The 25,384-nt window shown below is 53.1% G+C and carries 29 protein-coding genes and 2 tRNA genes; 13 read left to right on the top strand and 18 right to left on the bottom strand.

Features of this window, described 5'->3' with window-relative positions; translation table 11 throughout:
• Nucleotides 1–122 precede the first annotated feature (122 nt).
• Entirely contained in the window at nt 123–2,177 is a 2,055-nt protein-coding gene (helD, locus tag PSSD_RS02985) for a DNA helicase IV (RefSeq protein WP_058969367.1), read from the top strand.
• A 3-nt stretch (nt 2,178–2,180) separates the two neighbouring features.
• On the opposite strand, the gene PSSD_RS02990 is transcribed toward helD, so the two are convergent.
• On the bottom strand, nt 2,181–2,642 hold the full coding sequence (locus PSSD_RS02990) for a methylglyoxal synthase (protein WP_039328950.1): 462 nt from the start codon (nt 2,640–2,642) through the stop codon (nt 2,181–2,183).
• A gap of 68 nt (nt 2,643–2,710) precedes the next feature.
• Nucleotides 2,711–3,337: a YccT family protein gene (locus tag PSSD_RS02995; RefSeq protein ID WP_039328949.1), complete on the bottom strand. Its 627-nt coding sequence runs from the start codon at nt 3,335–3,337 to the stop codon at nt 2,711–2,713.
• A gap of 177 nt (nt 3,338–3,514) precedes the next feature.
• On the opposite strand from PSSD_RS02995, the gene PSSD_RS03000 reads away from it, so the two are divergent.
• Complete coding sequence (locus tag PSSD_RS03000; protein ID WP_039328948.1) at nt 3,515–3,937, top strand: CoA-binding protein; 423 nt, start codon at nt 3,515–3,517, stop codon at nt 3,935–3,937.
• Nucleotides 3,938–3,968: 31 nt separating this feature from the next.
• Here PSSD_RS03000 and hspQ read toward each other — a convergent pair whose 3' ends face one another.
• Complete coding sequence (gene hspQ / locus PSSD_RS03005; protein WP_058969369.1) at nt 3,969–4,286, bottom strand: heat shock protein HspQ; 318 nt, start codon at nt 4,284–4,286, stop codon at nt 3,969–3,971.
• A 59-nt stretch (nt 4,287–4,345) separates the two neighbouring features.
• Nucleotides 4,346–5,536, bottom strand: coding sequence for a 23S rRNA (cytosine(1962)-C(5))-methyltransferase RlmI (gene rlmI, locus PSSD_RS03010; protein ID WP_039328946.1), 1,191 nt, complete (start codon nt 5,534–5,536; stop codon nt 4,346–4,348).
• Nucleotides 5,537–5,618: 82 nt separating this feature from the next.
• On the opposite strand from rlmI, the gene yccX reads away from it, so the two are divergent.
• Nucleotides 5,619–5,897: an acylphosphatase gene (yccX, locus tag PSSD_RS03015; protein ID WP_058969403.1), complete on the top strand. Its 279-nt coding sequence runs from the start codon at nt 5,619–5,621 to the stop codon at nt 5,895–5,897.
• Here yccX and tusE read toward each other — a convergent pair whose 3' ends face one another.
• A complete protein-coding gene (tusE, locus tag PSSD_RS03020; protein ID WP_039328945.1) occupies nt 5,898–6,224 on the bottom strand; it encodes a sulfurtransferase TusE in 327 nt (108 codons plus the stop codon). It abuts the gene before it with no gap.
• Nucleotides 6,225–6,324: 100 nt separating this feature from the next.
• Entirely contained in the window at nt 6,325–6,981 is a 657-nt protein-coding gene (yccA, locus tag PSSD_RS03025) for an FtsH protease modulator YccA (protein ID WP_034820380.1), read from the bottom strand.
• Nucleotides 6,982–7,205: 224 nt separating this feature from the next.
• Here yccA and PSSD_RS03030 point away from each other — a divergent pair.
• From PSSD_RS03030 to agp, 3 genes are all read left to right on the top strand, one after another.
• Nucleotides 7,206–7,293 (top strand) — tRNA-Ser (locus tag PSSD_RS03030).
• A gap of 34 nt (nt 7,294–7,327) precedes the next feature.
• Nucleotides 7,328–7,415: transfer RNA gene (locus PSSD_RS03035), tRNA-Ser, on the top strand.
• 256 nt (nt 7,416–7,671) lie between these two features.
• Complete coding sequence (gene agp / locus PSSD_RS03040) at nt 7,672–9,294, top strand: bifunctional glucose-1-phosphatase/inositol phosphatase (RefSeq protein WP_153011400.1); 1,623 nt, start codon at nt 7,672–7,674, stop codon at nt 9,292–9,294.
• A gap of 49 nt (nt 9,295–9,343) precedes the next feature.
• Here the strand turns inward: agp and PSSD_RS03045 are convergent, their stop codons facing one another.
• From PSSD_RS03045 to wrbA, 3 genes are read right to left on the bottom strand one after another with little or no spacing between them, the layout of a single operon-like run.
• Nucleotides 9,344–10,717, bottom strand: a complete 1,374-nt coding sequence (locus PSSD_RS03045) for an NAD-dependent succinate-semialdehyde dehydrogenase (RefSeq protein ID WP_058969373.1) — start codon at nt 10,715–10,717, stop codon at nt 9,344–9,346.
• Between the two features lie 53 nt (nt 10,718–10,770).
• The gene (locus PSSD_RS03050) at nt 10,771–11,001 is read right to left on the bottom strand and encodes a YccJ family protein (protein ID WP_038647733.1); all 231 of its coding nucleotides are present in this window, start codon (nt 10,999–11,001) and stop codon (nt 10,771–10,773) included.
• A 20-nt stretch (nt 11,002–11,021) separates the two neighbouring features.
• Nucleotides 11,022–11,621, bottom strand: a complete 600-nt coding sequence (gene wrbA, locus PSSD_RS03055) for an NAD(P)H:quinone oxidoreductase (protein WP_039328941.1) — start codon at nt 11,619–11,621, stop codon at nt 11,022–11,024.
• 309 nt (nt 11,622–11,930) lie between these two features.
• On the opposite strand from wrbA, the gene PSSD_RS26380 reads away from it, so the two are divergent.
• Entirely contained in the window at nt 11,931–12,095 is a 165-nt protein-coding gene (locus PSSD_RS26380) for a con-10 family general stress protein (RefSeq protein ID WP_013508570.1), read from the top strand.
• 108 nt (nt 12,096–12,203) lie between these two features.
• Nucleotides 12,204–13,118 (top strand): DMT family transporter, encoded by a 915-nt coding sequence (locus PSSD_RS03065; protein ID WP_039328939.1) that lies wholly within the window; start codon nt 12,204–12,206, stop codon nt 13,116–13,118.
• Here the strand turns inward: PSSD_RS03065 and rutG are convergent.
• The 6 genes from rutG to rutA are packed head-to-tail and all read right to left on the bottom strand — an operon-like array spanning nt 13,115 to nt 18,067.
• A complete protein-coding gene (gene rutG, locus PSSD_RS03070) occupies nt 13,115–14,440 on the bottom strand; it encodes a pyrimidine utilization transport protein G (RefSeq protein ID WP_039328938.1) in 1,326 nt (441 codons plus the stop codon). The two genes, PSSD_RS03065 and rutG, sit on opposite strands and share 4 nt — an antisense overlap.
• Nucleotides 14,441–14,485: 45 nt before the next feature.
• Nucleotides 14,486–15,007 carry an NADH-dependent FMN reductase RutF gene (gene rutF / locus PSSD_RS03075; RefSeq protein WP_058969377.1) on the bottom strand — a complete coding sequence of 174 codons (522 nt, stop codon included), beginning with the start codon at nt 15,005–15,007 and terminating at the stop codon, nt 14,486–14,488.
• A gap of 16 nt (nt 15,008–15,023) precedes the next feature.
• Nucleotides 15,024–15,827 (bottom strand): pyrimidine utilization protein D, encoded by an 804-nt coding sequence (rutD, locus tag PSSD_RS03080; protein WP_058969378.1) that lies wholly within the window; start codon nt 15,825–15,827, stop codon nt 15,024–15,026.
• Nucleotides 15,827–16,222 (bottom strand): pyrimidine utilization protein C, encoded by a 396-nt coding sequence (gene rutC / locus PSSD_RS03085; RefSeq protein ID WP_058969380.1) that lies wholly within the window; start codon nt 16,220–16,222, stop codon nt 15,827–15,829. Before rutC ends, rutD begins: the two co-directional genes overlap by 1 nt.
• A gap of 43 nt (nt 16,223–16,265) precedes the next feature.
• A complete protein-coding gene (gene rutB / locus PSSD_RS03090; protein WP_058969382.1) occupies nt 16,266–16,976 on the bottom strand; it encodes a pyrimidine utilization protein B in 711 nt (236 codons plus the stop codon).
• On the bottom strand, nt 16,976–18,067 hold the full coding sequence (gene rutA / locus PSSD_RS03095) for a pyrimidine utilization protein A (RefSeq protein ID WP_058969404.1): 1,092 nt from the start codon (nt 18,065–18,067) through the stop codon (nt 16,976–16,978). The genes rutB and rutA overlap by 1 nt, the downstream gene beginning before the upstream one ends.
• Nucleotides 18,068–18,374: 307 nt before the next feature.
• Between rutA and rutR the strand changes: the two genes are divergently transcribed.
• The gene (rutR, locus tag PSSD_RS03100; protein WP_039329002.1) at nt 18,375–19,010 is read left to right on the top strand and encodes an HTH-type transcriptional regulator RutR; all 636 of its coding nucleotides are present in this window, start codon (nt 18,375–18,377) and stop codon (nt 19,008–19,010) included.
• 23 nt (nt 19,011–19,033) lie between these two features.
• Entirely contained in the window at nt 19,034–20,008 is a 975-nt protein-coding gene (locus PSSD_RS03105; protein ID WP_058969384.1) for a metal-dependent hydrolase, read from the top strand.
• A gap of 37 nt (nt 20,009–20,045) precedes the next feature.
• Here PSSD_RS03105 and cycA read toward each other — a convergent pair whose 3' ends face one another.
• Nucleotides 20,046–21,437, bottom strand: coding sequence for a D-serine/D-alanine/glycine transporter (cycA, locus tag PSSD_RS03110; protein ID WP_039328932.1), 1,392 nt, complete (start codon nt 21,435–21,437; stop codon nt 20,046–20,048).
• Between the two features lie 282 nt (nt 21,438–21,719).
• Here cycA and PSSD_RS03115 point away from each other — a divergent pair, with 282 nt between their 5' ends.
• Complete coding sequence (locus PSSD_RS03115) at nt 21,720–22,418, top strand: extensin-like domain-containing protein (RefSeq protein ID WP_058969386.1); 699 nt, start codon at nt 21,720–21,722, stop codon at nt 22,416–22,418.
• On the opposite strand, the gene PSSD_RS03120 is transcribed toward PSSD_RS03115, so the two are convergent.
• Nucleotides 22,419–23,153, bottom strand: coding sequence for a DUF4396 domain-containing protein (locus PSSD_RS03120; protein WP_231568839.1), 735 nt, complete (start codon nt 23,151–23,153; stop codon nt 22,419–22,421).
• A gap of 489 nt (nt 23,154–23,642) precedes the next feature.
• Here PSSD_RS03120 and PSSD_RS03125 point away from each other — a divergent pair, with 489 nt between their 5' ends.
• Together PSSD_RS03125 and PSSD_RS03130 are read left to right on the top strand one after the other, a co-directional pair.
• Complete coding sequence (locus tag PSSD_RS03125) at nt 23,643–24,365, top strand: autoinducer binding domain-containing protein (RefSeq protein WP_039328930.1); 723 nt, start codon at nt 23,643–23,645, stop codon at nt 24,363–24,365.
• Between the two features lie 122 nt (nt 24,366–24,487).
• Nucleotides 24,488–25,099 (top strand): acyl-homoserine-lactone synthase, encoded by a 612-nt coding sequence (locus PSSD_RS03130; protein WP_039328929.1) that lies wholly within the window; start codon nt 24,488–24,490, stop codon nt 25,097–25,099.
• 30 nt (nt 25,100–25,129) lie between these two features.
• On the opposite strand, the gene PSSD_RS03135 is transcribed toward PSSD_RS03130, so the two are convergent.
• Nucleotides 25,130–25,357 (bottom strand): DUF2594 family protein, encoded by a 228-nt coding sequence (locus PSSD_RS03135; protein ID WP_039328928.1) that lies wholly within the window; start codon nt 25,355–25,357, stop codon nt 25,130–25,132.
• Nucleotides 25,358–25,384: the final 27 nt, after the last annotated feature.

Below are 25,384 nucleotides of genomic sequence, written 5' to 3' on the forward strand. Positions count from 1 at the left end.
ACGCGATTTTCCTTTTGCAATCCGCAATATGTGCCGCCAAGTTTAGCTTGTTTTAAGGCTGGAGCGCCAAGGGTCTGACAGGTAAACTGCGCGATAATCGAATTCCACATGACGGTGCGGACATGGAACTGAAAGCAACATCAATGGGTAAGCGCCTGGCTCAGCATCCCTACAACCGGGTACGGTTGCTGGCCGCCGGAGTGGAAGTCAGTGGCGATCGTCATGAATATCTGATCCCTTTCAACCAGTTAATTAATATTACCTGCAAGCGCGGCATGGTCTGGGGAGAGCTTGAATTTCAGCTACCAGAAGAGAAAGTAGTGCGCTTACACGGCACTGAATGGCAGGAAACACAGCGCTTTTTCCATTATCTCCAGCAGGCCTGGCAGCAGTGGAGCCAGGAGATGAGTGAGGTCAGTGCGGAGGTGTTAACTGCGCTGGAACACGAAATTTTGGCCTTCACCCAGCAGGATCGTTGGCTGAAACGCAGTGAGTTAGCGGCGGTGAAAGAGAACATTACACGCCAGTTCTCAGCTTTACCTTTACCACTCTCGCGCCTGGAGAGTTTTGAAAACTGCCGTGCGCTGTGGCAGTTCTGTCAGCAGTGGCTTGAGCAAGGTGACGCAGCCATCCGCCAGCGTAACCGTGAATGGACGGCGAAGGTTATCAAGGATTATCACGAATTCTTCTCTACCGTCGAAACCACACCGCTTAATCCCTCCCAATGTGAATCCGTGGTCAACGGTGAGGATGCTCTGCTGGTATTGGCCGGGGCGGGAAGTGGCAAGACGTCAGTGCTGGTGGCGCGGGCCGGATGGCTGATAAAGCGCAAACTGGCGCAGCCAGATCAGATACTGCTGCTGGCTTTTGGCCGCCAGGCGGCGGAAGAGATGAACGAGCGCATTCAATCGCGCTTAGGCGAAAGCACCATTCAGGCTCGCACATTCCACGCCCTGGCGCTGCATATTATCCGTGAAGGCAGCAATAAGCAGCCGGTGATCAGCAAGCTGGAAAGCGACAGTAAGGCGCGCCGTCAATTATTGATCGATACCTGGCGTGAGCAGTGCAGCAGCAAGAAAGCGCAGGCGAGCGGTTGGCGGCAATGGCTGCAAGATGAACTGGAATGGGATGTTGCAGAAGGGCCTTACTGGCAAGATGACAAGCTGGCGCAACGTTTGGCTTCCCGTCTGGAACGCTGGCTTGGCTTGATGCGCATGCATGGCGGTGCACAAGCGGCGATGATTGCCGATGTACCCGAAGATTTCCGCGATAATTTCAGTAAGCGCGTTAAGCTGATGGCTCCGCTACTGAAAGCCTGGAAAACCGCACTCAAAGAAGAGGGGGCAGTCGATTTCTCTGGCTTGATTCACCAGGCGATTGCCATTCTGGAAAAAGGACGCTTTATCAGCCCGTGGAAACATATTTTGGTTGATGAGTTCCAGGACATATCACCGCAGCGTGCAGCCTTGTTAACCGCACTGCGTCAGCAAAATAAGCGTACGAGCCTTTTCGCGGTAGGGGATGACTGGCAGGCAATTTATCGCTTCAGCGGTGCAGAAATGAGTTTGACCACCGCCTTCCATCACTATTTCGGTGAGGGCGATCGCTGTGTGCTGGACACCACCTATCGCTTTAACGACCGGATCGGTGAGATTGCCAACCGCTTTGTGCAGCAGAATCCACACCAGTTGCGTAAGCCGTTAAACAGTCTGAGCAAGGGCAACAAGAAATCCGTTACGCTGCTGCCACAGGAGCAGTTGGAGCCGTTGTTAGATAAATTGAGTGGTTATGCCAGGCCAGAAGAGCGTGTGTTGCTGTTAGCCCGCTACCATCATCTTCGCCCGGCGATACTGGAAAAAGCCAAAACGCGTTGGCCGAAATTACAGATTGATTTTATGACTATTCACGCCAGCAAAGGACAGCAGGCCGATTTTGTCATGGTGTTGGGGTTACACGAGGGGCGTGATGGTTTCCCTGCACAGGCACGTGAATCGATCATGGAAGAGGGCTTGTTACCGCAACCAGAGGACTTTCCGGATGCTGAGGAGCGTCGACTGGCCTATGTGGCGATAACCCGTGCCCGTCAGCAGGTGTGGCTGCTGTTTGATAAAGATCAACCTTCCGTCTTTGTCGAGCACTTCCGCGAGTTAGGTGTACCGCAGAGTCGGAAGGCCTGAGGATTAGGCTTTTAAGCGCTCAGCGAGGTAACGCTGATAATCAGGAATCTGGATCTCAACCTGCTGCGCAAACATCGGTGACTGAATAATAAAATCCGCGGTGGCGCGATTGGTCGCCACCGGGATATTCCATACCGTGGCGAGGCGTAGCAGTGCTTTAACATCCGGATCGTGGGGCACCGCGTTCAGCGGGTCCCAGAAGAAGAACAGCACATCAATTTTCCCTTCTGAAATCAATGCACCGACCTGCTGATCGCCGCCCATCGGGCCGCTCAGCATGGCATTCACGTCTAAACCCGTATGGCGATTAATCAGATTGCCTGTGGTTCCGGTGGCATAAAGGGTATGGGGTTGCAGCGCGGGTTGATTGGCTTTGACCCATTCCAGCAGCGAGGCTTTGCAGTGGTCGTGTGCGACGAGGGCAATATGCTTTTTGACTTCAAGGGTACGAACGGTCTGCTCCATAGGGCTTCCTGTTTCTTCTCATGCGATAGTGATTAAGGCACGAGTTTACCCTTGGCATTTCATCACTATCAACTTGCGCGTAAGGTTTTCATCCAACTAATAAATCGCTGACGTGTGGCGGCATCAAAACGCTCAAACCAGCGCTGGAGAGAGGGGAGGTCGCCCGCATCCTGCCAGGCAAAATCGAGATCCATTTTGGCATCAGGCAAACTGGCTGATTGCAGAGCAAAACGTGGAACGGAAGCCGCCTGAGCATTACGGTTATAATTCACCATCGCCTTTTCAAGATCGCTATCACTCTCTTTTGGCAAACGATCGCGCACGCTGGCGATTTCATTACCGCGTTCATCGATCAGCTGAAAATTGAGTGCCTTATCAAAGGCGTTACGTTCACGGCGATTATCGAGCGAGGGTAAACGAATGGCGACCGAACTGGCGTTGGCATTAAAGGTGACAATCATCGGCACCGACTGAAAATGCGTGGCGTCTGACCCCGGTTTTTCAACGCGAAACAGAAATTGATGCTGTCCACGCTCCAGCTCAAGGCTGTCCGCGCCTTTCAGCAGCGAGCCTGAGATTTTGCGGCCATCCAGCACCAGCAGATCGATCTCAGGATCGAGCTTTAAGGTGATGGCATGGCAGGATGCCGATACGAGCAACACGAGTAAACCCGTAACAGCCAAAGACAGCTTCATTTCAACTCCCGGAAGGTGGGGATAAATCGGTGATGTGTAGCAAATTATTACATTATGGCAGTAAATTTACATTTTTACATATTTATTCGTGCTGCCGCGCAAAGATTCCTGCTGTGTGACTTGCAACAGGTAAGGCATAGCCATCTACACTCAGGCGAGTGAAAAAGGAGAAATTGCATGAATGACCAAACGATTCGCGATGTGCTGAGCAAGACCAAACGCATTGCCCTGGTCGGTGCCAGCGATCGTGCTGACCGCCCGAGTTACGGTGTGATGAAGTTCTTGCTCGATCAGGGATATGAAGTGATTCCGGTTAGTCCAAAACTGGCTGGGCAGCAACTACTGGGCCAAACCGCGTACGCGGCATTGGCGGATATTCCGGGTAAAGTCGATATGGTTGATGTCTTTCGTAATGCGGAAGCAGCGTGGGGCGTAGCGCAAGAAGCGATTGCGATTGGTGCAGATACGCTTTGGCTACAGCTGGGTGTCATTAATGAACAGGCGGCGGTACTGGCGCAGGATGCGGGTATGACAGTGATTATGGACCGATGTCCAAAAATTGAAATTCCACGACTGGGATTATTGCAGTCAACTCACTAAACAGAAACGGCGACATAGGTCGCCGTTTACTTTAATGGCGCAGGCTGGGTGCCTGCAGCTGCTGCCGTATCGAAGCGGCAAGCTCGTCCATCGACGGCTGCTCAGGATGCTCGAAGGAGGTTTCTCCTGCCAGCTGAATTTCAGCGACGTAGGTATGAACCTGCTCGCCTTCTTCATCTTCCATCACCACGTGGTACCAGGGTGCCATGCGCAATGTCTCACTGGCAGCAACATCATCCAACTCGGGTTTATCAAGCGAAAACTCCGGATCGACATCCACGATAACGCCGAGCACCCCGGAGAGACGGTGTCGGACTTGCTGTCCAATTCCAAATTTGCTGGTAATCATTGTGACCTCCCAAAACTGTGCCCTGCTACCAATATGGAGGCAGGGTTCAGGTTTTCAAGTCACAGCACGCGGCAGGCAAACCCTTTCAGATAAAGCCCTTCAGGATAGCTGGCGATCACAGGATGGTCGGCTGCCTGACGGAACTGCTCAATAAATTGTACATCACGACCGGCATCGACGGCGGCATCAGCAATAATTTTCTGGAACAAATCAGTCGCCATCAGGCCTGAGCAAGAGTACGTCAGCAGGATACCGCCGGGATTCAACAACTGCATCGCCAACATATTGATATCCTTATAACCACGACAAGCGCCCATCAGCTGGTTTTTGTTCTCAACGAATTTGGGCGGGTCCATCACGATGAGGTCAAATTTCTCACCGCTGTCACGGTAACGACGCAGCAATTTGAACACGTCATCGCGCACGAACTGTGCACGAGTAAGGTCGAGGTCATTTAGCTCTACGTTTTGTTTTGCGACATCCAGCGCATCTTGTGAGGTATCGACGCTGATCACTTCGCGGCAGCCACCGATCAACGCAGACACTGCAAATCCGCCGGTGTAAGAGAAGCAGTTCAGCACGCGGGCGTTCTCCGCATAGCGACGGGTGGCGAAACGGCTGTCACGCTGATCGAGGTAATAACCGGTTTTATGGCCGCCCTGGATATCCACCAACAGTTTCATGCCGTGTTCAGTAATCGGCAGTAACGGAGGCGGCAGTTCACCGGTTACCGGACCTTGTGCCAGCTCCAGCCCCTCTTTTTTACGCACCGCAACATCAGAACGATCGTAGATCGAACAGGTTGGGAAACATTGCTGCAAGGCAGAGAGGATGGCAGGGCGCTGGTACTCAGCACCCGCAGAGAGGAGCTGCAACACCAGGAAGTTGCCGAAACGGTCAATGGTCACGCCTGGCATCCCATCGGACTCACCGGCGATCACACGATAGCTATCAAGCCCGTCACGCTTCGCCAACCACTCGCGCCACTGTTGTGCCTTTTCAAAGGCGCGAACAAAGAATGCGATGTCGATTGACTCATCCTGCTGCCAGCTCCAGACGCGCGCGCGAATTTGTGATTGCGGAGAATAAGCGGCACGGGCCAGCCATTTGCCATTGCTATCACAGATATCAATGGTTTCGCCTGACTGGGCTTTACCTTCCATACGTGCAACAGCACCAGAGAACACCCACGGATGGCGGCGGAGCAGGGATTTTTCACGTCCCTTTGCGAGAATCAATCGAACGGTCATGTTTGCTATGCTTACCTGAAAAAATGAGGCGCCATTTTCCGGTGGATGGCGGCAAAATGCAATGTACAAAGGGGAGATTGCCATGGCGAACACGTGCTACAAAATCTGGATACACGGGATTGTGCAAGGGGTTGGCTTTCGCTATTACACCCAAGCGCAGGCAAACGAACTTGGGGTAACAGGCTATGCGCACAATCTCCGCGATGGCAGCGTGGAAGTGCTGGCAGCGGGTGATGATAAACAGGTTGAAGCGTTAATCGCGTGGCTGAAAGCGGGAGGGCCGCGCAGCGCACGCGTTGATAAGGTCTTGGTTGAGCCGCATCAGCCAGCGCAAATTCCAGCCAGGTTTACCACTGGCTAATCACAGACATTTAGCCGGTTTAGGTAAGCCAGCGATTTTGGTGGCTTGTTTGGCCGGACCTTCTGGAAAGAGTCGGAAAAGGTAGCGACTGTTGCCTTTCTCTTCGCCATATTTCTGAGCCATGGCTTTGACCAGCATGCGCACCGCTGGTGAGGTATTGAACTCCTGATAGAAGGCGCGCACAAAGTGCACCACTTCCCAGTGCGCTTCGCTCATCTCAATGTCTTCGTTTTTTGCAATCTCTGCAGCGAGGGTTTCGCTCCAGTCTGCACTATTCTTTAGATAGCCTTCCGCATCGGTGGCGATCTCTTTACCGGCAAAAATCACAGTTATTCCTCACAGCATCATTCGCTCTATTGTAAGTTCTCCAGATTCAAAAAAGCAAAAACCCCGCCGAAGCGGGGTCAGAGATGCAATCTTTGACGACTTAATCTTTGCTGGCAAAGCCCAGCAGACTCAGCAAGCTAACAAAGATGTTGTAGAGCGACACATACAGGCTGACTGTGGCGCGGATGTAGTTGGTTTCACCGCCGTGGATGATGTTGCTGGTTTCCCACAGAATCGCACCGGCAGAGAACAGAATAAACAGGGCGCTAATTGCCAGGTGCAGTGCAGGCAATTGCAGGAAGATGTTGGCAACCACCGCAACCAGCAGCACCACGAAACCGGCCATCATCATTCCGCCCAGGAACGACATATCACGGCGGGTGGTCAGGACATAGGCTGAACAGCAGAAGAAGACCAGCGCCGTTCCGCCCAGCGCCATGGCAATCACATCTCCCATGCCAGCGGCGAGGAAGGAGCTGAGTATTGGCCCCAGGCAGTAACCGAGGAAACCGGTAAAGGCAAAGGCGGCCAGAATACCCGCAGGACTATTAGCCAGACGATAGGTCAGGAACATCAGACCATAAAAACCGACCAGCATCAGGATCAAACCCGGTGACGGTAAGGCAAATACGGTGCTGAGCGTGGCGGTGACCGCTGAAAACGCCAGTGTGAGGCCCAGTAAGAAGTAGGTATTGCGTAGCACTTTGTGGGTGCTGATCAGCGATTGCTGCTGCGACGAGCTAATTATTCTATCCATCATGCGCTCCATTATAGAGAGAGAACACCAAATATGGGTTGAGAATACGCAACGGCTGGAAGTCAGCAAAGGCGTTTTACCCATCTTTACGCGATAAATGGCTGTTTCATTGAGCAGAATGGCGATTTTGACAGCAAAAAAATGCATTTTGACTGTTTTTCAGGCGAACGATTCAATCGACGCTTTACATCGTTCGGGGGGATGTTTATAGTGCGCCTCATTGCGGAGGGGTGGCCGAGTGGCTTAAGGCAACGGTCTTGAAAACCGTCGATGGGAAACCATCCGAGAGTTCGAATCTCTCCTCCTCCGCCATCACTCTTGCTGAGTGTCGTAACAAAAAATCCCCGGAGGGATGGCCGAGTGGCTTAAGGCAACGGTCTTGAAAACCGTCGATGGGAAACCATCCCAGAGTTCGAATCTCTGTTCCTCCGCCATATTAAAGAAGCCCGCAGCGATGCGGGCTTTTTGCTTTTCAGCGTTCAGAGATTCCGAAAAACATCCCTTTGCTTTTCAAACTGCTGCCGTTGCCCGACGGCAAGCGCGATTACTGCTATAGTCCATTCACGGTTTTTGCAAACATCTGGCGATTTTCCGAGGCAAGCTGGGTTACACTGTGCGGTAATTCGCTCAATGGCGAGCTAATCGTTTGAATGCCAGAGTGTTTCACTGATGAATTATGGAATAGGCACAATGATCAAGAAACTGAGTCTTTGCGCGTTGTCAGTTATCGCTGCGCTCCCAATGGGTATGTCTGCTTATGCGGCAGAGGGGGATATGCAGCTGCAGCAGGTGCTGATGCTGAGTCGTCACAATTTACGTGCACCGTTGGCGAACAACGGAAGCGTGCTGGAGCAATCCACCAAGAAAAGCTGGCCACAATGGGATGTCCCGGGCGGCGAGCTGACCACCAAAGGTGGCGTGCTGGAAGTCTACATGGGTAACTATACCCGTCAGTGGCTGGCACAGCAGGGATTGGTGCAAAGCGGTACCTGTCCTGACAGCAGCAACATCTTCGTGTATGCCAATAGCCTACAGCGCACTGTCGCGACCGCACAGTACTTCATTACTGGCGCGTTCCCAGGCTGTGATATCAGCGTTACCCATCAAGATGCGATGGGAACCATGGATCCGATCTTCAATCCGGTGATCACCGACGGCAGCGATGAATTCAACAAGAAAGCGCTGGCTGCGATGACTGCTGCCAATGAAAGGCTGGCGTTGAAACCGGCTTTCCAGCAGTTGGAAAAGATTGTTGATTACAAATCTGCACCGGCCTGTAACGGTAAAAAACAGTGTGATTTGAGCAGCGGTGATAACACCTTCAGTGCAGAAAACGGTAAAGAGCCAAACGTGAACGGCCCGCTGAAAATCGGTAACTCGCTGGTGGATGCATTCACCTTGCAATATTACGAAGGTTTCCCGGCGGATCAGGTTGCCTGGGGGCAGATCAAAACGCCTGAGCAGTGGAAAGCGCTGGCCGCGATTAAAAATGGCTATCAGGACGCACTCTTTACCTCTCCCGATGTTGCGCGCGAAGTGGCCGCGCCGCTGGTGGATTACATCCGCAGCCAGTTAGTGGATCAAGACAAAGCCAATGCGCCGAAAGTCACGTTGATGGTGGGTCACGATTCCAACATCGCGTCGTTGCTGAGTGCATTGCAGGTTAAACCTTATGAACTGCCAGGCAACGATGAGAAAACGCCAATTGGTGGTCAGGTCGTCTTTGAGCGCTGGCATGATGCGAAGAACAATAAAGACCTGTTGAAAGTGGAGTACGTTTATCAGACGGCTGAACAACTGCGCGATGCAGACGTGTTGAGTCTGAAAAATCCACCGAAGCGTGTCACGCTGCAGTTGGCCGGTTGTGATGCAGATGCCAATGGCTACTGCAGCTGGGATCAGTTCACTACTGCTTTAAACACCGCACTGCAGGGCACGCCATTACAACCGGCAGCGCCTGCGCCCGCAGAACAGCCTGCTGCGCAACCGGCTCCCGCTGCAGCTGATGACGCGAAAGTGAAAGAGGACCAGGCTGCGGCTGATAAAGCGGCTGCCGATAAAGCTGCTGCGGATAAAGCCGCTGCTCAGAAAGCGGCCGATGCCAAAGCCGCTGATGAGAAGGTTAAAGCCGATAAAGCGGCTGCCCAGAAAGCCGCTGAGGAAAAAGCCAAAACCGAGAAAGCCACTGCGCAGAAAGCAGCAGAAGACAAAGCGAAAGCCGATGCAGCAGCAGCCCAGAAAGCCCAGGCTGATGCCAAACCGGAAACTGATGCAACTAAACCCGCTCAGCAACCGGCACCGGCCAGCAACTGAGTGGTCAGGCAATGAAAAAACCCCGTCTCGACGGGGTTTTTTATTATGGCTAGCCGGCCACCACCACCAGCTTCTGGTTGGCAAACTCTTTCAAGCCGAGATCGGAGAGTTCACGCCCATATCCCGAACGCTTCACGCCACCAAATGGCAATTCGGCTGCGGTGTCGCTCTGGGAGTTGATAAACACCATGCCGGTTTCAATCTGTGATGCCATATTGCGCCCACGCAGAATATCACGCGTCCAGACCGAACCGCCTAATCCATAGTGAGAATCGTTAGCCAGGGTAACCGCAGTACGATCGTCCGCCACCACATACACTTGCGCCACGGGGCCGAAAAACTCCTGATAATAGGCGGGATTATCCGGTGTCAGGCCAGTTAATACCGTTGGCTGGTAGTAGCAACCTACGCCTTCAATTACCTTACCGCCAAATTCCACGCGCGCACCCTGTTTCACTGCATCATCCACCTGTTTGACCAGGCGATCGCGCGCATCTTGCGAAGACAGTGGGCCCAGGGTAGTTTTCTCATCCAGCGGATCGCCCGGCGTCGCGGATTGCAGTGCCACGCTGAATTTTGCCATAAACTCACTGGCGATTTTTTCATGCAGGATAAAGCGTTTGGCTGCAGTACACACCTGACCACAGTTGCTCAGACGCGCCTGTGCTCCTTGTCGCACCGCCTCGTCGACGTCGGCATCATCCAGCACCACAAATACATCGTTCCCCCCCAATTCAAGGGTGGACTTTTTCAAGTGCTTCCCGGCTTGTTCCGCCACCGCACTTCCGGCGCGTTCAGAGCCGGTCAAGGCCACACCCTGGACACGTGGGTCAGCAATCAAGTCTGCCACCTGTTCCGTGGAAATAAACAAGTTGGTCCATGCCCCTTTGGGTGCACCGGCTTCCTCAACCAACTTTTCAAACACATCGGCACAGTGCGGCACAATATTGGCATGTTTTGCCAAGACTGGATTACCTAAGGCCAGATTGGGTGCCAGCACACGCATCAACTGGTAGTAGGGAAAATTCCATGGCTCGACGGCGACGATCACGCCAATCGGGTGGTACTCCAGCCACGCATCACCCACTGCGCTGGGGTAGGGCTGCGCTTGCAACAGATGCGCGGCGTGTTCGGCATAGTAGCGCGCGATCTGGGCGCAAATTTTTACTTCACCCCGGCTTTGTCCAATCAGCTTGCCCATCTCTTTACTGGCGATGGTAGCAAGTTCATCAACCCGCTGATCGATCAAATCCGCGAGCTTATGCAGCAACTGCAAACGCGGTTGCATATCGCCTTTACTCCACGCGGAATGATAGAGTGCATCTGCGGTGCTGAGTGCTTGCTGCATAAAAGTGTCATCATGCGCGGGCCAGGTTTTCAGCAATTCATTATTGGCCGGATTGATACTTTGATAGGCTGACATAAAGGTTCCTTGGCATGTAAAAATGACAAAGGCGGGACCAGCCCGCCTGTGATTTAAACGTTCTTACGCTCGACCGTCTTGTCGTCCCACGTCAAAACGTCTTGATCAGTCTTGTCAAAAGCGCGGAGCAGCACATCATCGCTACCTTGCTGACGCCAAATTTCTTCCGCGAGTCGTTCGTCATAATTAGCCACTTCGAAAATTGCTTCAGCAATTTCTGGTGAGGTGTGGCGCAGCGTGGCCCATTCGCCCACGTGGTGAGCTTTTGACTGTTCTGTGGCCATAAAAGTCTCCTGTAGTGGATTTATCCTTGCAGTTTTACCGCCAGTCCGGCGACGTATTGGCCCTGATAGCGGGCAATTTCCAGTTCTTCAGCAGAGGGCTGGCGTGAACCATCACCACCCGCGATGGTGGTGGCGCCATAAGGTGTTCCACCGCGAACCTGAGAAATATCGAAGAGTTGTTTGGTGCCGTAGCCAATGGGCACAATCACCATGCCGTGATGAGCGAGGGTAGTCCACACCGACGTGATGGTCTGCTCCTGACCACCCCCAGTCCCCGTGGAAGCAAAGACACTGGCGAGTTTGCCGTAGAGTGCACCTGAGGCCCATAAACCGCCGGTGCGATCCCAGAAGTTGCGCATCTGCCCGGCCATGTTGCCGAAGCGGGTCGGTGTGCCAACAATAATCGCGTCATACTGCGGCAAGTCTTCCGGTTTCGCCTCTGCTGCGGCTTGATTCACCTTGCCACCGACCTGCGCAAATCGTTCAGCTTCCATGCTTTCAGGTACGCGTAATATCGTCACCTCTGCGCCGCTCACGCTTTTTGCGCCTTCAGCCACGGCTTGCGCCATGGTTTCGATATGTCCATACATGGAATAATAAAGCACCAAAATTTTTGCCATGGTTTCCATCCTGCTGAGAGTGATGAGTATTCAGAAGTATAGAAGAGCTTGCGCGGGGTGCTGGAAAGAGGTTAATCAAGCGGGTGAGCCGTTACGCTAAAAGCACGGCTAACCGCCTGTATGCTGGACATTTATCTGGTTTTGATGTGATAAATAAGATGATTATGTGTTTCAAAGTATGAATATCAGCCAGATCTTGCGTGTCATTGGCTATTCTTTCAGCAGGCGGTACGGACATTCCACCGCCTTGCTTTTCACCTCATTGGATGAAAAGTCCTAACCACAGATGCTCAATCCCTGGAGGAAATGATGGCTCAACATCGTGGAGGATCAGGCAACTTCGCCGAAGACCGTGAGAGAGCTGCAGAGGCTGGCCGCAAAGGCGGTAAAAATAGTGGCGGTAATTTTAGAAACGATCCGCAACGCGCTTCTGAAGCGGGTGAGAAAGGGGGGCGCAGTCGTAATAAGAAATAACACGGCTGTGATGTTCCCCTCCGCCGGGTTTATCCCGGCGGTCACAGCGATTGCAATTGCCCCACCTCATGAGCAAAAATAACCGCCAATTGATTACTCTGGTGCGTTATGTCCGTTTCCACTTCACGTTTCAGCCTGCGTATTTCTCGTCAGGAACTGGTTCTTATTTTCATCACCATGGTATGGGGTGGAACCTTCCTGGTCGTACATCGGGCGATGGCACACTCCGGCCCCTTTTTCTTTGTCGGGCTACGTTTTGCTACGGCATCGCTGATTCTGGCCTTTTTTTTCCGTCGCTATCTTAAGCAGATGACCTGGCTGGAAATCAAAGCCGGTACGCTGATCGGGCTGGCCATTGCCGGTGGCTATGGTCTTCAGACCTGGGGTATGCAAACCATATCAAGTAGTCAATCGGCCTTTCTGACGGCGCTCTATGTGCCGGTGGTTCCGTTACTGCAATGGCTGTTTCTGCGCCGCCCGCCGGGATTGATGGCGTGGATGGGTATTCTGTTGGCCTTTACCGGACTTGTGCTGGTGGCAGGGCCACAAGATGGCAGCCTGACGTTGAATGCGGGCGAAATCGCCACGCTGCTCAGCACACTGGCGATTGCAGCAGAAATTATTTTGATCAGCCGTTATGCCGGTGAAGTTGATGTGCGCCGTGTCACCTTGATTCAACTGATGGTGGCTTCAGCCTGCGCATTTGTCTTTATGATCCCTAATGGCGAATCAGTGCCAACTCTGTCCGCGCCGCTGTTGTTCAGCGCGCTGGGTCTGGGTGCGGCAAGTGCGCTGATTCAGGTCACCATGAACTGGGCGCAGCGCAGTGTCTCTCCGACGCGGGCAACGGTGATTTATGCGGGTGAACCGGTTTGGGCAGGAGTTGTAGGACGCATTGCGGGCGAGCGACTGCCAGCGGCGGCATTGCTGGGGGGCGCGCTGATTGTCTGCGGGGTGATCGTCAGTGAACTGCGGCTGCGGCGGAAGAAAGCGGTGCCCGATCAGGCACCGCAAGAACCTTAAGGCTGCGGTCGTGCCGCCTGGCTAGCCAGTGCGGCACCGCGACGTTTGAGAATCGCATTGAGAATAATGGCACCAAAAGTCGCTGTACCGATGCCGCCGATGGTGAAACTGCCTATTTTCAACGAGAAATCACCCGCGCCGAGCACCAGCGTTGTGGCAACCATGATCAGATTGCCGTTTTGGCTGAAATCAACGTGGTTCTGCACCCAGATGCGCGCACCCGCCACGGCAATCAAACCGAACACCACAATCGATGCCCCGCCAATTACCGGTCCAGGGATGGTGTGAATCAAGGCGCCAAATTTTGGTGAGAAGCCCAGTACCAGGGCGATAACCGCTGCCGCAACAAATGCCAGCGTTGAGTAGACTTTGGTCACCGCCATGACACCGATATTCTCCGCATAGGTGGTGACGCCACTACCGCCCATTGAACCCGATAGCATGGTCGCCAGGCCATCGCCCACAAACGCACGGCCCATCCAGGGATCAAGATTACGCCCCGTCATTCCTGCTACCGCTTTGATATGACCCAGATTCTCCGCCACCAGAATGATCGCCACAGGGGCAATCATCACAATCGCTTGCATATCAAATACCGGAGCCGTGGTGTGCGGCAGTCCAAACCACGGGGCAGTCGCCAGGCCACTGAAATCCACCGGTTTACCGAACCCCATCACATTGGTCAGCAGTGCATAGAGGGCCCAGGCGACAATCAACCCAACCAGAATCAGCAGACGTTGAACCATGCCGCGAGTAAACACCGCCACCACGCCGATACACAGCACGGTCATCACTGCCATCCAGCTGTCGAACATCGATGCCGACACACCGTGCACCGCAATCGGTGCCAGATTGAGGCCAATCGCCATCACCACCGCGCCCGTCACCACCGGTGGCATAAGGCGTTCAATCCAGCCGGTGCCCACTTTCATCACTACAAAACCAATCAAGGTGTAGAGCGCACCGCAGGCGATCACTCCGCCTAAAGCCAGCGCCAGATTGGGGTTTAGCCCTTGTCCGTTAAATCCGGTGACGGCAATGATCACCCCGACAAACGCCGCACTGGAGCCCAGATAGCTGGGTACGCGGCCACCGGTGACCACAAAGAACAGCAGCGTACCGATACCGGAAACCAGAATCGCCAGATTGGGGTCCAGGCCCATTAACAGCGGCATCAGTACCGTTGCGCCAAACATTGCTACAGCATGCTGCAGGCCAAGGACAACGGTCTGCCCGAGTGGCAGCGTTTCATCCGGCGCAATCAGCCCATTTTCAGTCATGGCTGACTTTTTCTGCCAGCGGGGGAACCAGGAATTCGCCATCTTGCTCTCCAGGATGTCAGTGGGATTGGGCCGCACAACGCGGCATTAGCGGGCATCCTGCCGCAAAAGGTGATGATATCCACGGTCAAACCAAGCCAGGCCATGCGAGTCGTCGTTGCGTGCTAATGCCAAGACTTCACAGAACAGCACATCATGTGTACCGACGCTGACCACCTGCGAGACTTTACAATCGAATGAGACCAGCGCGCCCTCCAGCAGAGGAGAGCCGGTCGCCAGCGTGTGCCATCCTGCCTCAGCGAAACGCTCTGACATCGGCGTTTTACCGCCAAACAGCGTAGAGAGCGCTTCGTGACCGGCGGCCAGGGTATTGACACACAAGTGGCCGTTGTCGCGAAACGTTGGCCACACCGAAGCGGAACGATTAAGGCACACCAGCAGCGTTGGCGGGGTGTCGGTGACGCTGCAAACTGCAGAGGCGGTAAAGCCCGCGCGGCCTGCCGGGCCATCGGTGGTGGTGATGTTCACAGCGGAGCCCAGCCGTGCCATGGCGTTGCGAAACGCATCACGGTCTACTTCAGGTACCACCGGCAATTCATGCACACTCATGTCATTGCTCCTGTTATCAACTGACCGCTCGATGGGGAAGGGAAGCCGTTTCTGCCAACCAGCCCAGTAGCAGCGAGTTAAAGGTATCGGCATCGGTCACGCTCATCGCGTGGCCACCCCAGGCCATCTCAATCAGACTGCCAGCAGGCAGCGCCTGCACCAGTTGTGGTGAACAACTCCACGGCACCAGCAGATCGTCCTGGCTGTAAATGGCTAAAACTGGCTGGGTGATTTTTGCCGCAAACGGGCGAAAATCGCAGTTCATCAGTGCATGCAGGCGGCGCAGCAGATTCTCCATGCCTTGGAAATGTGCCACGTGGTGCGCATCTTCAGCGCAAATACGTGCCTGATGGCGTGCCAGCCACTCGGCGGGATAGAGAAACAGCGGCTGAGCGCGCACAAAGGCTTCAACCCCCACGTTAAGCAGCAGATCCTGACGCACCTGGAAGCAGCGCTGCGTGTGGGGATCCAGAGACAACCAGCCGTTGATCACCACTACGCGACCTACTCGTTCAGGGAAATCCAGCGCCAGTTGCAGTCCAATCAACCCACCCAGCGCGTGCCCGACAATGTCGTAATGTTGAATGTCATGCTGTTGCAAGGCGTCAGCCAGTTCTGCCGCCATCATTGCCATGCTGTAACCTTCGGGCAGCGTATCCGGGCTGCGCCCGGTGCCACGCTGATCGTAAGTCACCACCCGATAATGCGGCGTGAGTGCAGCCAACTGCGGCTGCCAGAATCCTGCCACGCCGCCCAGCCCAGACGAGAGCACCAGCGTGGGCGCATCCTCGGCCGTTAATCCCTGAATCTCAAGATGCATTACGCCTCCGGTTTGCCGATGTGCGCCACGCTGGCGATTTCTACCAAGGCTTCAGGTTTCACCAGACCACACTGGATACAGAAGCGAGCCGGTTTATCGCCGGGGAAGTATTCGGCATAAACCGTATTAATCGCCGCGTAGTTGCTCCAGTCAGTGAGGAAGATGGAGTTAAAGGTGACGTCACTCATCTCGCCACCGGCGGTTTCAATCACCTTTTTAATCGTCTCCAGCACATGACGTGTCTGCGCTGCTGCATCGCCAACGTGCACCACATTGTTACTGGCATCGAATGGCAAGGTGCCTGAAACGTACACCACGCCGTCGGCCAGCGTCCCAGGTACAAATGGGGCGATGGGGGTGCCGCTCCCGGCTGGAATAATCACACTCTTCGGCATCGCTATTGTCCTTTTCGTTATGGTTTTGCAGGTGAAAGTAGTTTTAGCTTTTTAGGGCTTCGCAGAACGTGTCGGTGTCGCTGACCCAGCCGAAAAAGGTCTCGATGTTGAAGATGGCGGCCTGCTGTGCAAAGGCCGGCCCCGCCTGGTACGTGGCATCTTCCAGTACCACACCGAAGTACTCGAGGAAGAAGCCATCACGCAGCGTCGATTCCACGCAGACGTTAGTGGCGATGCCGGTAAACACCAGATGGCGAATGCCGCGGCTGCGCAGCATGCTGTCGAGCGGCGTGTTGAAAAAGCCGCTGTAGCGGGGTTTTGGCAACACAATGTCACCCGGTTGCGGGGTCAGTTCATCCACCAGAGCATAATCCCAGCCCCCTTTGGACAGCAGGGTGCCCTGCAACTCTGGACGTTTGCGCATGGTTTTCAGCGCGTTGGATTTGTGGAAGTTTGGCGAACCGGCATCACCGGCTTCCACATACTGATCGTCCCAGCCGTTCTGGAACCAGATGATCTGCACGCCCGCAGCACGTGCAGCGGTGACCGCCTGATGAATTTTAGCGATCACCGGTTTGGTGGCGGAGACGTCAAACCCTGCAAGATCGAGATATCCGCCTTCGGTGGCATAGGCATTTTGCATATCGACCACAATTAGCGCGCTCTGCGCTGGCGGCAGCGCAATGGCTTCCGGGCGAGCGGGCAAGGTAATGTTCGGTAAGCTGGACGTATGGGCGCAAACAACAGTACTCATCAGGCAACCTCCTTCTGCGAAGCGATTAACTCTTGGCGACATTTCATCAATGGCTGGATGCGTTCTCCGAAGGCCTCAATACCTTCCAGGAAATCATCAAAGGTCAGTAATACGCCCTGCGCGCCCTCGACCAAAGCAACTTCATCCAACATTCGTGCCACATTGGCGTAAGAACCGACCAGCGTGCCCATATTGATGTTGACCGCTGAAGTGGGGTCAGCCATCTGGCGCACATTGGTATCACTGCCGGATTTGGTGTCTTGCTGGCTTTGTGTGGTCAGCCATGCGAGGGCCTCTTCGTCAGCACCGGCTTTGTAATGCTCCCATTTGGCGCGAGCGGCTTCGTCGGTTTCGGCGGCAATGATCATAAACAGCACGTAGGAACCCACATCGCGACCCGCATTATCTGCCGCTTGTTTCATGCGTGTGGCTGTCGGTGCGAACGCCGTTGGCGTGTTGACGCCTTTACCAAAGCAGAAGTTGTAATCTGCGTGCTGCGCTGAAAAGGCCATGCCGGCATCGCTCTGCCCGGCACAAATCACCTTCATCGGTTTTTGTGGCTGTGGGCTGACGCGGCAATCGTTCATGGTGAAAAACTCACCTTTGAAGTCGCTTTGACCGCTGCCCCACAAATCGCGCAGCACCGTGACGTACTCCGTCAGGTATTGATAACGGCTGGAAAAGTATTCATCGCCGGGCCATAGCCCCATCTGTTCGTACTCAGGCTTTTGCCAGCCGGTAACGAGATTGACGCCAAAGCGACCATTCGAGATGGAGTCGATGGTGGAAGCCATGCGTGCCACAATCGCTGGCGGCAGCGTCAGAGTGGCTGCGGTGGCATAAATTTCAATGCGTGAGGTCACCGCCGCGAGTCCCGCCATCAGGGTGAAGGATTCGAGGTTGTGATCCCAAAACTCGGTTTTCCCACCGAAGCCGCGCAGTTTGATCATCGATAGCGCGAAGTCGAAGTGATAGTGCTCGGCCTTCAGCACAATCTCTTTATTCAGTTCAAAAGTCGGTTTGTACTGCGGCGCATGGGTGGAGATGAGCCAGCCATTATTGCCAATCGGGATAAAGACGCCAATTTTCATGTGAAACCTCTCTGCAATGAACGGGAACTGCTTCACGCGCTGCGCTGCTTCCTGCACGCATCCTGCTGGCGGCGCTCAGTCACAAAATTGCAAAGCCTGTGCCACATTTTTAAAAGCCTTTAACAACAATGTGTTAAAAACGTGAGGTGATATAAAATGGAGTAAGTGGTCCAAAACAGACCGTTTGGTCAAAACGTTATGCACATTTTTCATGCGTATCATGGTCAAAAAAGGTGCATATCGGCGATTAGGCAGGAATCGAGGCCTTTGTTATGATGCGATGACGCAGGATGGAAGAGGTAACAGTGTGAAAAGCGATGAAAAAAAGCCAGGGCGACGCTCGCGCGCAGTGGCGGCAAAACGTGCCGCGATTCTGGAGGCGGCGTTAGCCTTCTTCTCGCAATACGGTATTCATGGCACCAGCCTCGATAAAGTGGCGGAGCGCGCCGATGTCTCGAAGACCAATCTACTTTACTACTATCCGTCAAAAGAGCTGTTGTATGTGGCGGTACTGAAAGAGATCCTGGATGTGTGGCTGGCCCCTTTACGCGCCTTGCAGCATGATCACGACCCGCTAACCGCCATTCGGAAATATATCCGTCTTAAGCTGGAAGTGTCGCGCGATCATCCACAGGCCTCACGCCTGTTTTGTCTGGAGATGCTACAAGGCGCGCCCTTGCTGAAAGGTGAATTAGCCGGGGACTTAAAAGCGCTGGTGGATGAGAAGGCGGCGATTATTGAGCAGTGGATCGCTGAAGGGCGCTTAGCCGGCGTGCAACCACAGCATCTGTTTTTCCTGCTGTGGGCCACGACGCAGCATTACGCTGATTTTGCCTCACAGGTGGAAGCGATTACCGGCCAGACTTTAAGTGACCCTGAGTTCTTTGAGCAGACGCTGGATAATGTACAGCGCATGATTATTGAAGGGATCCGCGTGCGCTGATCCCGCTTTTGCCAGGAGAGTGCATGGATTCGCTATCGCAGTTAACGTTGGGCGCGGCGGTTACTGTCGCCGTGATGGGCAAACGCGTGCCGTTGTGGCAATCGGCGTTGGTCGGCGCTATCGCCGGTACTTTGCCCGACCTCGATGTGTTTATCGATCACGGCGATGCAATTCGCAATATGACGCTGCATCGCACCGAAAGTCATGCATTGCTTTTGCTGACGCTGGTGGCGCCGTTGCTTGGCTGGCTGGTCGCTCGTGCCACACGCAGCCGTGAATACTGGCGCAGTTGGTGTCTGGCAATCTGGCTGGCGCTGATCACCCATCCTTTGCTCGATCTAACAACGGTATACGGTACGCAATTGGGCTTACCCTTTACCGATTTCCCCTACGCTATCGGCAGTATGTACATTATCGACCCACTGTATACCTTGCCGCTGTTGATAGCCTTGGTGATTGCATTATGGCGGCGGGACAGGGTGGGATTGCGCTGGAACCAGGCTGGATTGCTGGTGAGTACGCTCTATTTAGGCTGGAGTATGGTGGTGCAGTGTGTGGCGACGCAGCATATTGAGCAGGATTTAGTGCAGCAGTCTGTCACGCCACAGCAGGTGTTGGTGACCCCAACTGCCTTTAATACTTTGGTGTGGCGCACCGTGATCATGACACCGGACCAGTATGGCGAGGCGTATTGGTCATTGATGTCCCCGGACCGTCCGCTTGAGATTAGCTGGCACCCTCGTCATCCAGAGCTGTTCGCTGCTTTTAAAGGCCAGTGGCATGCTGAGCGCGTGGCATGGTTTAGCCATGGTTTTTACGCCATGAGGCAGCAAGGTGAGGACACTTTGATGTCGGATTTACGCATGGGCGAGGCGCCGAATTACACCTTTACCTTTGATCTGGGATCGCCACAATCCCCTGATCTGGAACCAGAAAGAGAACCTTCAGTACGACCCTCGCTGGCGCAGGCATGGCATAAACTGCGGGAGCGGTTATAAAAAAAGGCCCCATAAAGGGGCCTTTTTATGAGCTGAATCAGGCTTTACGACGACGTAACAGCCAGCCCATGGTCAGAATGACGAACCACAGTGGCGTCACCATCAGCGCCTGACGAGTATCTTCCTGCAAGGTCAGCAGCACTAACACAAAGGCGAAGAACGCCATGCATACCCAGCACATAAACTTGCCCAACGGCATCTTAAACTTCGATTCCGCATGGCGTTTTGGATGCTGCTTGCGATACGCGAGGTAGCTGCACAGGATAATGGTCCAGACAAACATAAACAGAATCGCCGAAACCGTGGTGACCATGGTGAACACGGTCATCACATCCGGGATCAGGTAAATCAGCGCCACGCCACCCAGCAGGCAGAAGCAAGAGAAGAATAAACCGGTTGTTGGGACGGCGCGGGAAGACAAGCGACCAAAGGCTTTATGCGCCACGCCCATCTCCGCCAGACCAAACAACATACGGCTGGTGGAGAAAATACCGCTGTTAGCGGACGATGCCGCAGAGGTCAGTACCACAAAGTTAACGATGCTGGCCGCGGCAGGTAACCCGATTAACACAAACATCTCAACGAACGGGCTACGATTTGGCAGCACCTGATTCCACGGCGTTACCGCCATGATCACCAACAGCGCCAGCACGTAGAACATAATGATACGAATCGGGATGGCATTGATCGCGCGCGGCAGCACTTTGTGCGGATCTTTGGTCTCTGCTGCCGCAGTGCCCACTAATTCCACACCGACAAAGGCAAACACAGCGATCTGGAAACCAGCAAAGAAGCCACTCAGGCCTTTCGGGAACATGCCGCCGTGATCCCAGATATTACTTAATGAAGCAGTGGTGCCACCAGGTGATGGATAGTGCATGGCGACCAACACAATGCCGGTCACAATCAGCGCCACAATCGCCACGATTTTAATAATCGCGAACCAAAACTCCATCTCACCAAATAACTTCACGGTGGCAATGTTGAGGGCAAGGAACACGAAAATACACAGCAGGGCGCTCATCCACACGGAAAAGCCTGGGAACCACAGTTGGAAATAGGAGCTAATCGCCACCACGTCCGCAATTCCGGTCACCACCCAACAGAACCAGTAGGTCCAGCCGGTAAAGTATCCCGCCCACGGACCAAGCAGATCAGCGGCGAAATCGCTAAACGATTTGTACTCGAGATTGGAAAGCAGCAACTCACCCATTGCGCGCATAACAAAAAACAGCATAAAACCGATGATCATATAAACAAAAATGATCGACGGACCGGCCAGACTAATGGTTTTGCCCGACCCCATAAAGAGCCCGGTACCGATAGCGCCGCCGATAGCGATGAGCTGAATATGACGATTATGCAAACTACGTTGGAGTTTTTCCGGTTGGTTGGCCTCGATAAGCGCCTCTTTGGATTGATCAACCATAAATATATCTTTCCTGTTTTGATGTTGTGTCAGCTCTGCTGGCTGTTTGATATTGTGCCGCTGTAAGGGCAAGTGGCATAAGATAGTGGAAAGGCAGCGACTCTCGGTAATTGTTTTTTAACAATTGTGAGCTTTTACGCGCTTTACTCTGTCAGTAATTATTTACATGGGATCTTCATCCGGTATTTTGCGTAAATCTTCCACAATAAAGCCTTTTTTACGTTGTTTTACCCTTCGCCTCCTACACTTACGAGTTCGTATAAAAAGAAAGGGTGAGGTGTTGTGCGCGCAATCATTGCCATAGCCATTCTGGCGTTGTGTGGCTGGTGGAGCATTCCCTGGCTGAAAACGCATTTGCCCGCGCAATGGAATCCCTTCACGCCATTGGCCATGACCGATCCACCGGGTTGGATGATGCGTTATAAACTGCAACGACTCAGTCGTGACCCTGCGGCCTGCCTTGCGGTACTGGAAAGTGCGAAACAGCTGGGCTTCATCCAATATCGTGTTGTGCCTACTCTCCAGGGCGATTGCCCCCTGGAGCAGCCGCTGCGCGTAAGTGGGTTTGGTGAGGTGGGGTTGAGCAGCTCTTTCCTTGCCAGCTGTCCGATGGCGGTGAGCAGCACTCTGTTTGTAGTGAACAGTCAACTGGCCTTAAAGCAGGCAGGGATCAACAGCCCACTTCGCCGTATCGCGCATGTGGGGAGCTATGCGTGCCGCAATATTTATCACCGCCAGCAAGGGCGCTTAAGTGAACATGCGACAGCGGATGCTTGGGATATCAGCGGATTTCAGCTGGCCAATGACCGCTGGTTGCAGGTGGGGAAGAACTGGCAACAACCCGCTGATGCGGCAACGGCCTTGCACGCGCTGTGGCGCACGGGTTGCGCCACCTTTGGTAATGCGCTGGGGCCGGACTACAACGCCGCGCATGCCGCGCATTTCCACCTTGGTATGCGCGGGGCAGGTTACTGTCGTTGACTAAACAGCGGGATTAAGCCCACGTTTTATCAGGAAATGATTAGCAGGCCAGGAGAACAGGAAGCCGATCATCATCGCTAATTGCAACATAAACCAGAACCCCACCAGGAATGGATTGATCTGCTGGTTAAGCACGAACTTTAGGGCCAGCGCCATAAAGATAAAAATGCCTAATTGATAAATCAGCAGCGGAAAAGTTTCTGTTTTTAATGCTAATAATAAGGCACGGCCAAATGAACGTTTTTCACGCTGGCGAATGGCGAGAAACTGCAAAAATAAACCGACCAGCAAGGAAACTATCACGCAAATAACCCCCTGAAGCCAAAGCGTGGGGTTAATAGCGAACTGATTTAGTAAGGTGACTATCGGGATTGTCATTATATCGCCAAATATACAGGCAGCGGCAGATAATGAAGTGGAAATAAATATGGTTTGCCAGCTAGCGTAACCCTGTATTTTTTGCGGAACCAGCAGCGCAAGTTTAACCTGTCGCGAGGGTTTACGACCCAGATACCACCATGCGAGCCAGCCAATGAAGGGCATATACAAGCCTGTGAGTGGCCAGATGATATTCATCACCGCCACGGGATGTGGATGGCGGAAAAGGTCTTTTAAGATCATCAGGGCTGTGCAGCCGCCCAATACAAGGAAAGGTAATGCCAACTGGTTCAACATAGTCAGTTCCGCTGTTATCCCAAAAACGCGCGACAATGCGGCTGAGCCGTGCTGCGGCATTGTCTCCCCTTTGCTAAATCCCGTGGCATGATGCACCGCTATCCTCTAAGAGTAGCTGGAAAAGAGGGTGACGGAAATCACGCTGTACTGTTCACCGCAGAAGCCACAAAGATTAAGAATGAACCTCATCGCCGCCTCACGCTAAATATCCCTGCATCTTAAGTATCCGCTCTGAAAGTGAGTGATTTCGGTTAATGACGATGCTAAAAATTTATCAATCTAATGATAATTTTCAATGAATCGGGTGATTGAAACGTCTTCGGAAAAATCCTATTCTAAACAGCTAAGACGATTAAAATTGTGAAGCTATTGGCAAAAAATACCTGCTCGCACACTCTCATTACGGTAACGCATTGACATCTGGATAGTTATGATTGTTACCGCAAGTGCTGCTTTCATTTCAATCAATATTTTTTCTCATGTTAATTAATTTTTATGTTAATCAGAACGAATAACAAGGTAAAAGCGTGAAACAACGCTGAGGCAATAATGACTACCGATAATTATTTCGTCTGGCGAGGCGATACTGAAAATGAATTTCAGGCGCTGACGGAAGTGTTGCAATTGAAAGCGCTATTACAAAAGCACATAGAAGCGTTGGGTTTTGATTCATTCGCTTTTTTGGTTCAGCACCCGGTGCCTTTTACCCGGCCTCGTGTGTTTTTGTTTAGTACTTACCCTGAGAGCTGGGTAAAGCGCTATGAAAGCGAAAATTATTATACCGTGGATCCGGTGCTGCTACTTTGCCAGCGGCCGGGGCGTGGCGTGGAATGGACGCGTGATTTATTTACTGGCGCAGGCAATTTGTGGGCTGAGGCTAACGCAGCAGGGCTCAATAGCGGCTTTTCCTGTTCAGCAATGGCGTCAAATCGTGCCATTGGTATATTATCTATTGCATCATCGATTCATAGTCAGACTCAACACTTACGCGTTCAGTTAGAAGTGAAACTTCATTTCCTGGCGGAACTGAGTTTGCGCGTGCTGGAGCGGCTGAATGATAGCTCTATGGCAGTTTTATCTAATGATTTTAGTCAACGCGAACTGGAAATCCTGAAATGGACGGCAGAAGGGAAAACCTCTGCGGAAATTTCACTTATTTTAGCGATATCTGAACATACGGTGAACTTTCACCAAAAGAATATGCAAAAGCGTTTTAATGTTTCCAATAAAACGCAGATTGCCTGTTATGCAGCAGCGATTGGCTTGATATAGCAAAAAGGCAACTACTAATTTTAGTAGTTCCCAGCCAAAGGTCAGTTGTCTACCCTGCGCCGGAACTTTGCCAGGCTGGCGCAAAGAAATCATTGCAAACATGGGGATGTCAGAGGCGCATGATGAAAATAATTCAAACACAGCTTAAGGATATGCCGTCCTCTTTGTTGGCCGAATTGGGAACTTACCGGTATAGCGTTTTTGCGCGTGGAGAAGGATGGTCTATTCCTCCGAGGCTGAGCACGCCTGGACAGGAATACGATCGATTCGATCGTTCCGATGTGACTTGGCTGATAGCCTGGAATGCGCGCCAGGGTATCTGCGGGTGCGCGCGTCTGCTGCCCTGGCATGAGCCTGAAGTGCCCGAAGGCATCGTGCTGCCGTTTGATCAAAACAAAGTGTGGGAAATGTCGCGCTTTTCGGCCCGTCTTGAAGTAGACGCAGAGTTGCCACTCAATATTTTATGGCATTCAGTGCAGATGGCAGAATTGAATGGCATGGATTTTCTGATTAGTTCAGCCACGCCGATGCTGGAGAAAATGTTTGAACGGCATCAGGTGGTGTACGAACCGCTGTCACCCGGTTTGATTCAGTCTGAAGATAATTTGTTTGCCATAAGAATCCCGGTTCAGCAACCGGCACTGGCAGAGAAGTATCGCGGCACACGGCGTTTTGGACCTGAAGAAGTGTTACCGACACTGGGTGTGTCGGTCAACTGGCAGGCTCATAGCTAATCACCCCGCACCATGTGCGGGGCTGGCCGCTTACTGACGATAAGCGGTTTTGATTTGGCGAATGGTGTTGCTAAACACTTCCGCCTGCGGTTTATCAACTAATGCGCTCTGCACATAGCGCTCCATATTGATAATCACTTTGCCCGCATCGGCTTGACCCATTCCTTTCAGGATCAGCGTCACCATCATTTTCAGACAGGCCACTTCATCTGCCAGCGCCTGGGTTTCCTGCGAAGTTGAAAAGTCTTCATCACTCATAATTGACTCCTTGGTGGTGTTACTCGA

Source organism: Type-D symbiont of Plautia stali (assembly GCF_001485335.1).
In the GTDB taxonomy this organism is placed as follows: domain Bacteria; phylum Pseudomonadota; class Gammaproteobacteria; order Enterobacterales; family Enterobacteriaceae; genus Pantoea; species Pantoea vagans_C.

Excerpts from the sequence above, each read along its gene's own strand:
- helD (WP_058969367.1), top strand. The coding sequence starts at position 123 with ATGGAACTGAAAGCAACATCAATGGGTAAGCGCCTGGCTCAGCATCCC.
- PSSD_RS02990 (WP_039328950.1), bottom strand. The coding sequence starts at position 2,642 with ATGGAGCAGACCGTTCGTACCCTTGAAGTCAAAAAGCATATTGCCCTC.
- PSSD_RS02995 (WP_039328949.1), bottom strand. The coding sequence starts at position 3,337 with ATGAAGCTGTCTTTGGCTGTTACGGGTTTACTCGTGTTGCTCGTATCG.
- PSSD_RS03000 (WP_039328948.1), top strand. The coding sequence starts at position 3,515 with ATGAATGACCAAACGATTCGCGATGTGCTGAGCAAGACCAAACGCATT.
- hspQ (WP_058969369.1), bottom strand. The coding sequence starts at position 4,286 with ATGATTACCAGCAAATTTGGAATTGGACAGCAAGTCCGACACCGTCTC.
- rlmI (WP_039328946.1), bottom strand. The coding sequence starts at position 5,536 with ATGACCGTTCGATTGATTCTCGCAAAGGGACGTGAAAAATCCCTGCTC.
- yccX (WP_058969403.1), top strand. The coding sequence starts at position 5,619 with ATGGCGAACACGTGCTACAAAATCTGGATACACGGGATTGTGCAAGGG.
- yccA (WP_034820380.1), bottom strand. The coding sequence starts at position 6,981 with ATGGATAGAATAATTAGCTCGTCGCAGCAGCAATCGCTGATCAGCACC.
- agp (WP_153011400.1), top strand. The coding sequence starts at position 7,672 with ATGATCAAGAAACTGAGTCTTTGCGCGTTGTCAGTTATCGCTGCGCTC.
- PSSD_RS03045 (WP_058969373.1), bottom strand. The coding sequence starts at position 10,717 with ATGTCAGCCTATCAAAGTATCAATCCGGCCAATAATGAATTGCTGAAA.
- PSSD_RS03050 (WP_038647733.1), bottom strand. The coding sequence starts at position 11,001 with ATGGCCACAGAACAGTCAAAAGCTCACCACGTGGGCGAATGGGCCACG.
- wrbA (WP_039328941.1), bottom strand. The coding sequence starts at position 11,621 with ATGGCAAAAATTTTGGTGCTTTATTATTCCATGTATGGACATATCGAA.
- PSSD_RS26380 (WP_013508570.1), top strand. The coding sequence starts at position 11,931 with ATGGCTCAACATCGTGGAGGATCAGGCAACTTCGCCGAAGACCGTGAG.
- PSSD_RS03065 (WP_039328939.1), top strand. The coding sequence starts at position 12,204 with ATGTCCGTTTCCACTTCACGTTTCAGCCTGCGTATTTCTCGTCAGGAA.
- rutG (WP_039328938.1), bottom strand. The coding sequence starts at position 14,440 with ATGGCGAATTCCTGGTTCCCCCGCTGGCAGAAAAAGTCAGCCATGACT.
- rutF (WP_058969377.1), bottom strand. The coding sequence starts at position 15,007 with ATGAGTGTGCATGAATTGCCGGTGGTACCTGAAGTAGACCGTGATGCG.
- rutD (WP_058969378.1), bottom strand. The coding sequence starts at position 15,827 with ATGCATCTTGAGATTCAGGGATTAACGGCCGAGGATGCGCCCACGCTG.
- rutC (WP_058969380.1), bottom strand. The coding sequence starts at position 16,222 with ATGCCGAAGAGTGTGATTATTCCAGCCGGGAGCGGCACCCCCATCGCC.
- rutB (WP_058969382.1), bottom strand. The coding sequence starts at position 16,976 with ATGAGTACTGTTGTTTGCGCCCATACGTCCAGCTTACCGAACATTACC.
- rutA (WP_058969404.1), bottom strand. The coding sequence starts at position 18,067 with ATGAAAATTGGCGTCTTTATCCCGATTGGCAATAATGGCTGGCTCATC.
- PSSD_RS03105 (WP_058969384.1), top strand. The coding sequence starts at position 19,034 with ATGGATTCGCTATCGCAGTTAACGTTGGGCGCGGCGGTTACTGTCGCC.
- cycA (WP_039328932.1), bottom strand. The coding sequence starts at position 21,437 with ATGGTTGATCAATCCAAAGAGGCGCTTATCGAGGCCAACCAACCGGAA.
- PSSD_RS03120 (WP_231568839.1), bottom strand. The coding sequence starts at position 23,153 with ATGCCGCAGCACGGCTCAGCCGCATTGTCGCGCGTTTTTGGGATAACA.
- PSSD_RS03125 (WP_039328930.1), top strand. The coding sequence starts at position 23,643 with ATGACTACCGATAATTATTTCGTCTGGCGAGGCGATACTGAAAATGAA.
- PSSD_RS03130 (WP_039328929.1), top strand. The coding sequence starts at position 24,488 with ATGAAAATAATTCAAACACAGCTTAAGGATATGCCGTCCTCTTTGTTG.
- PSSD_RS03135 (WP_039328928.1), bottom strand. The coding sequence starts at position 25,357 with ATGAGTGATGAAGACTTTTCAACTTCGCAGGAAACCCAGGCGCTGGCA.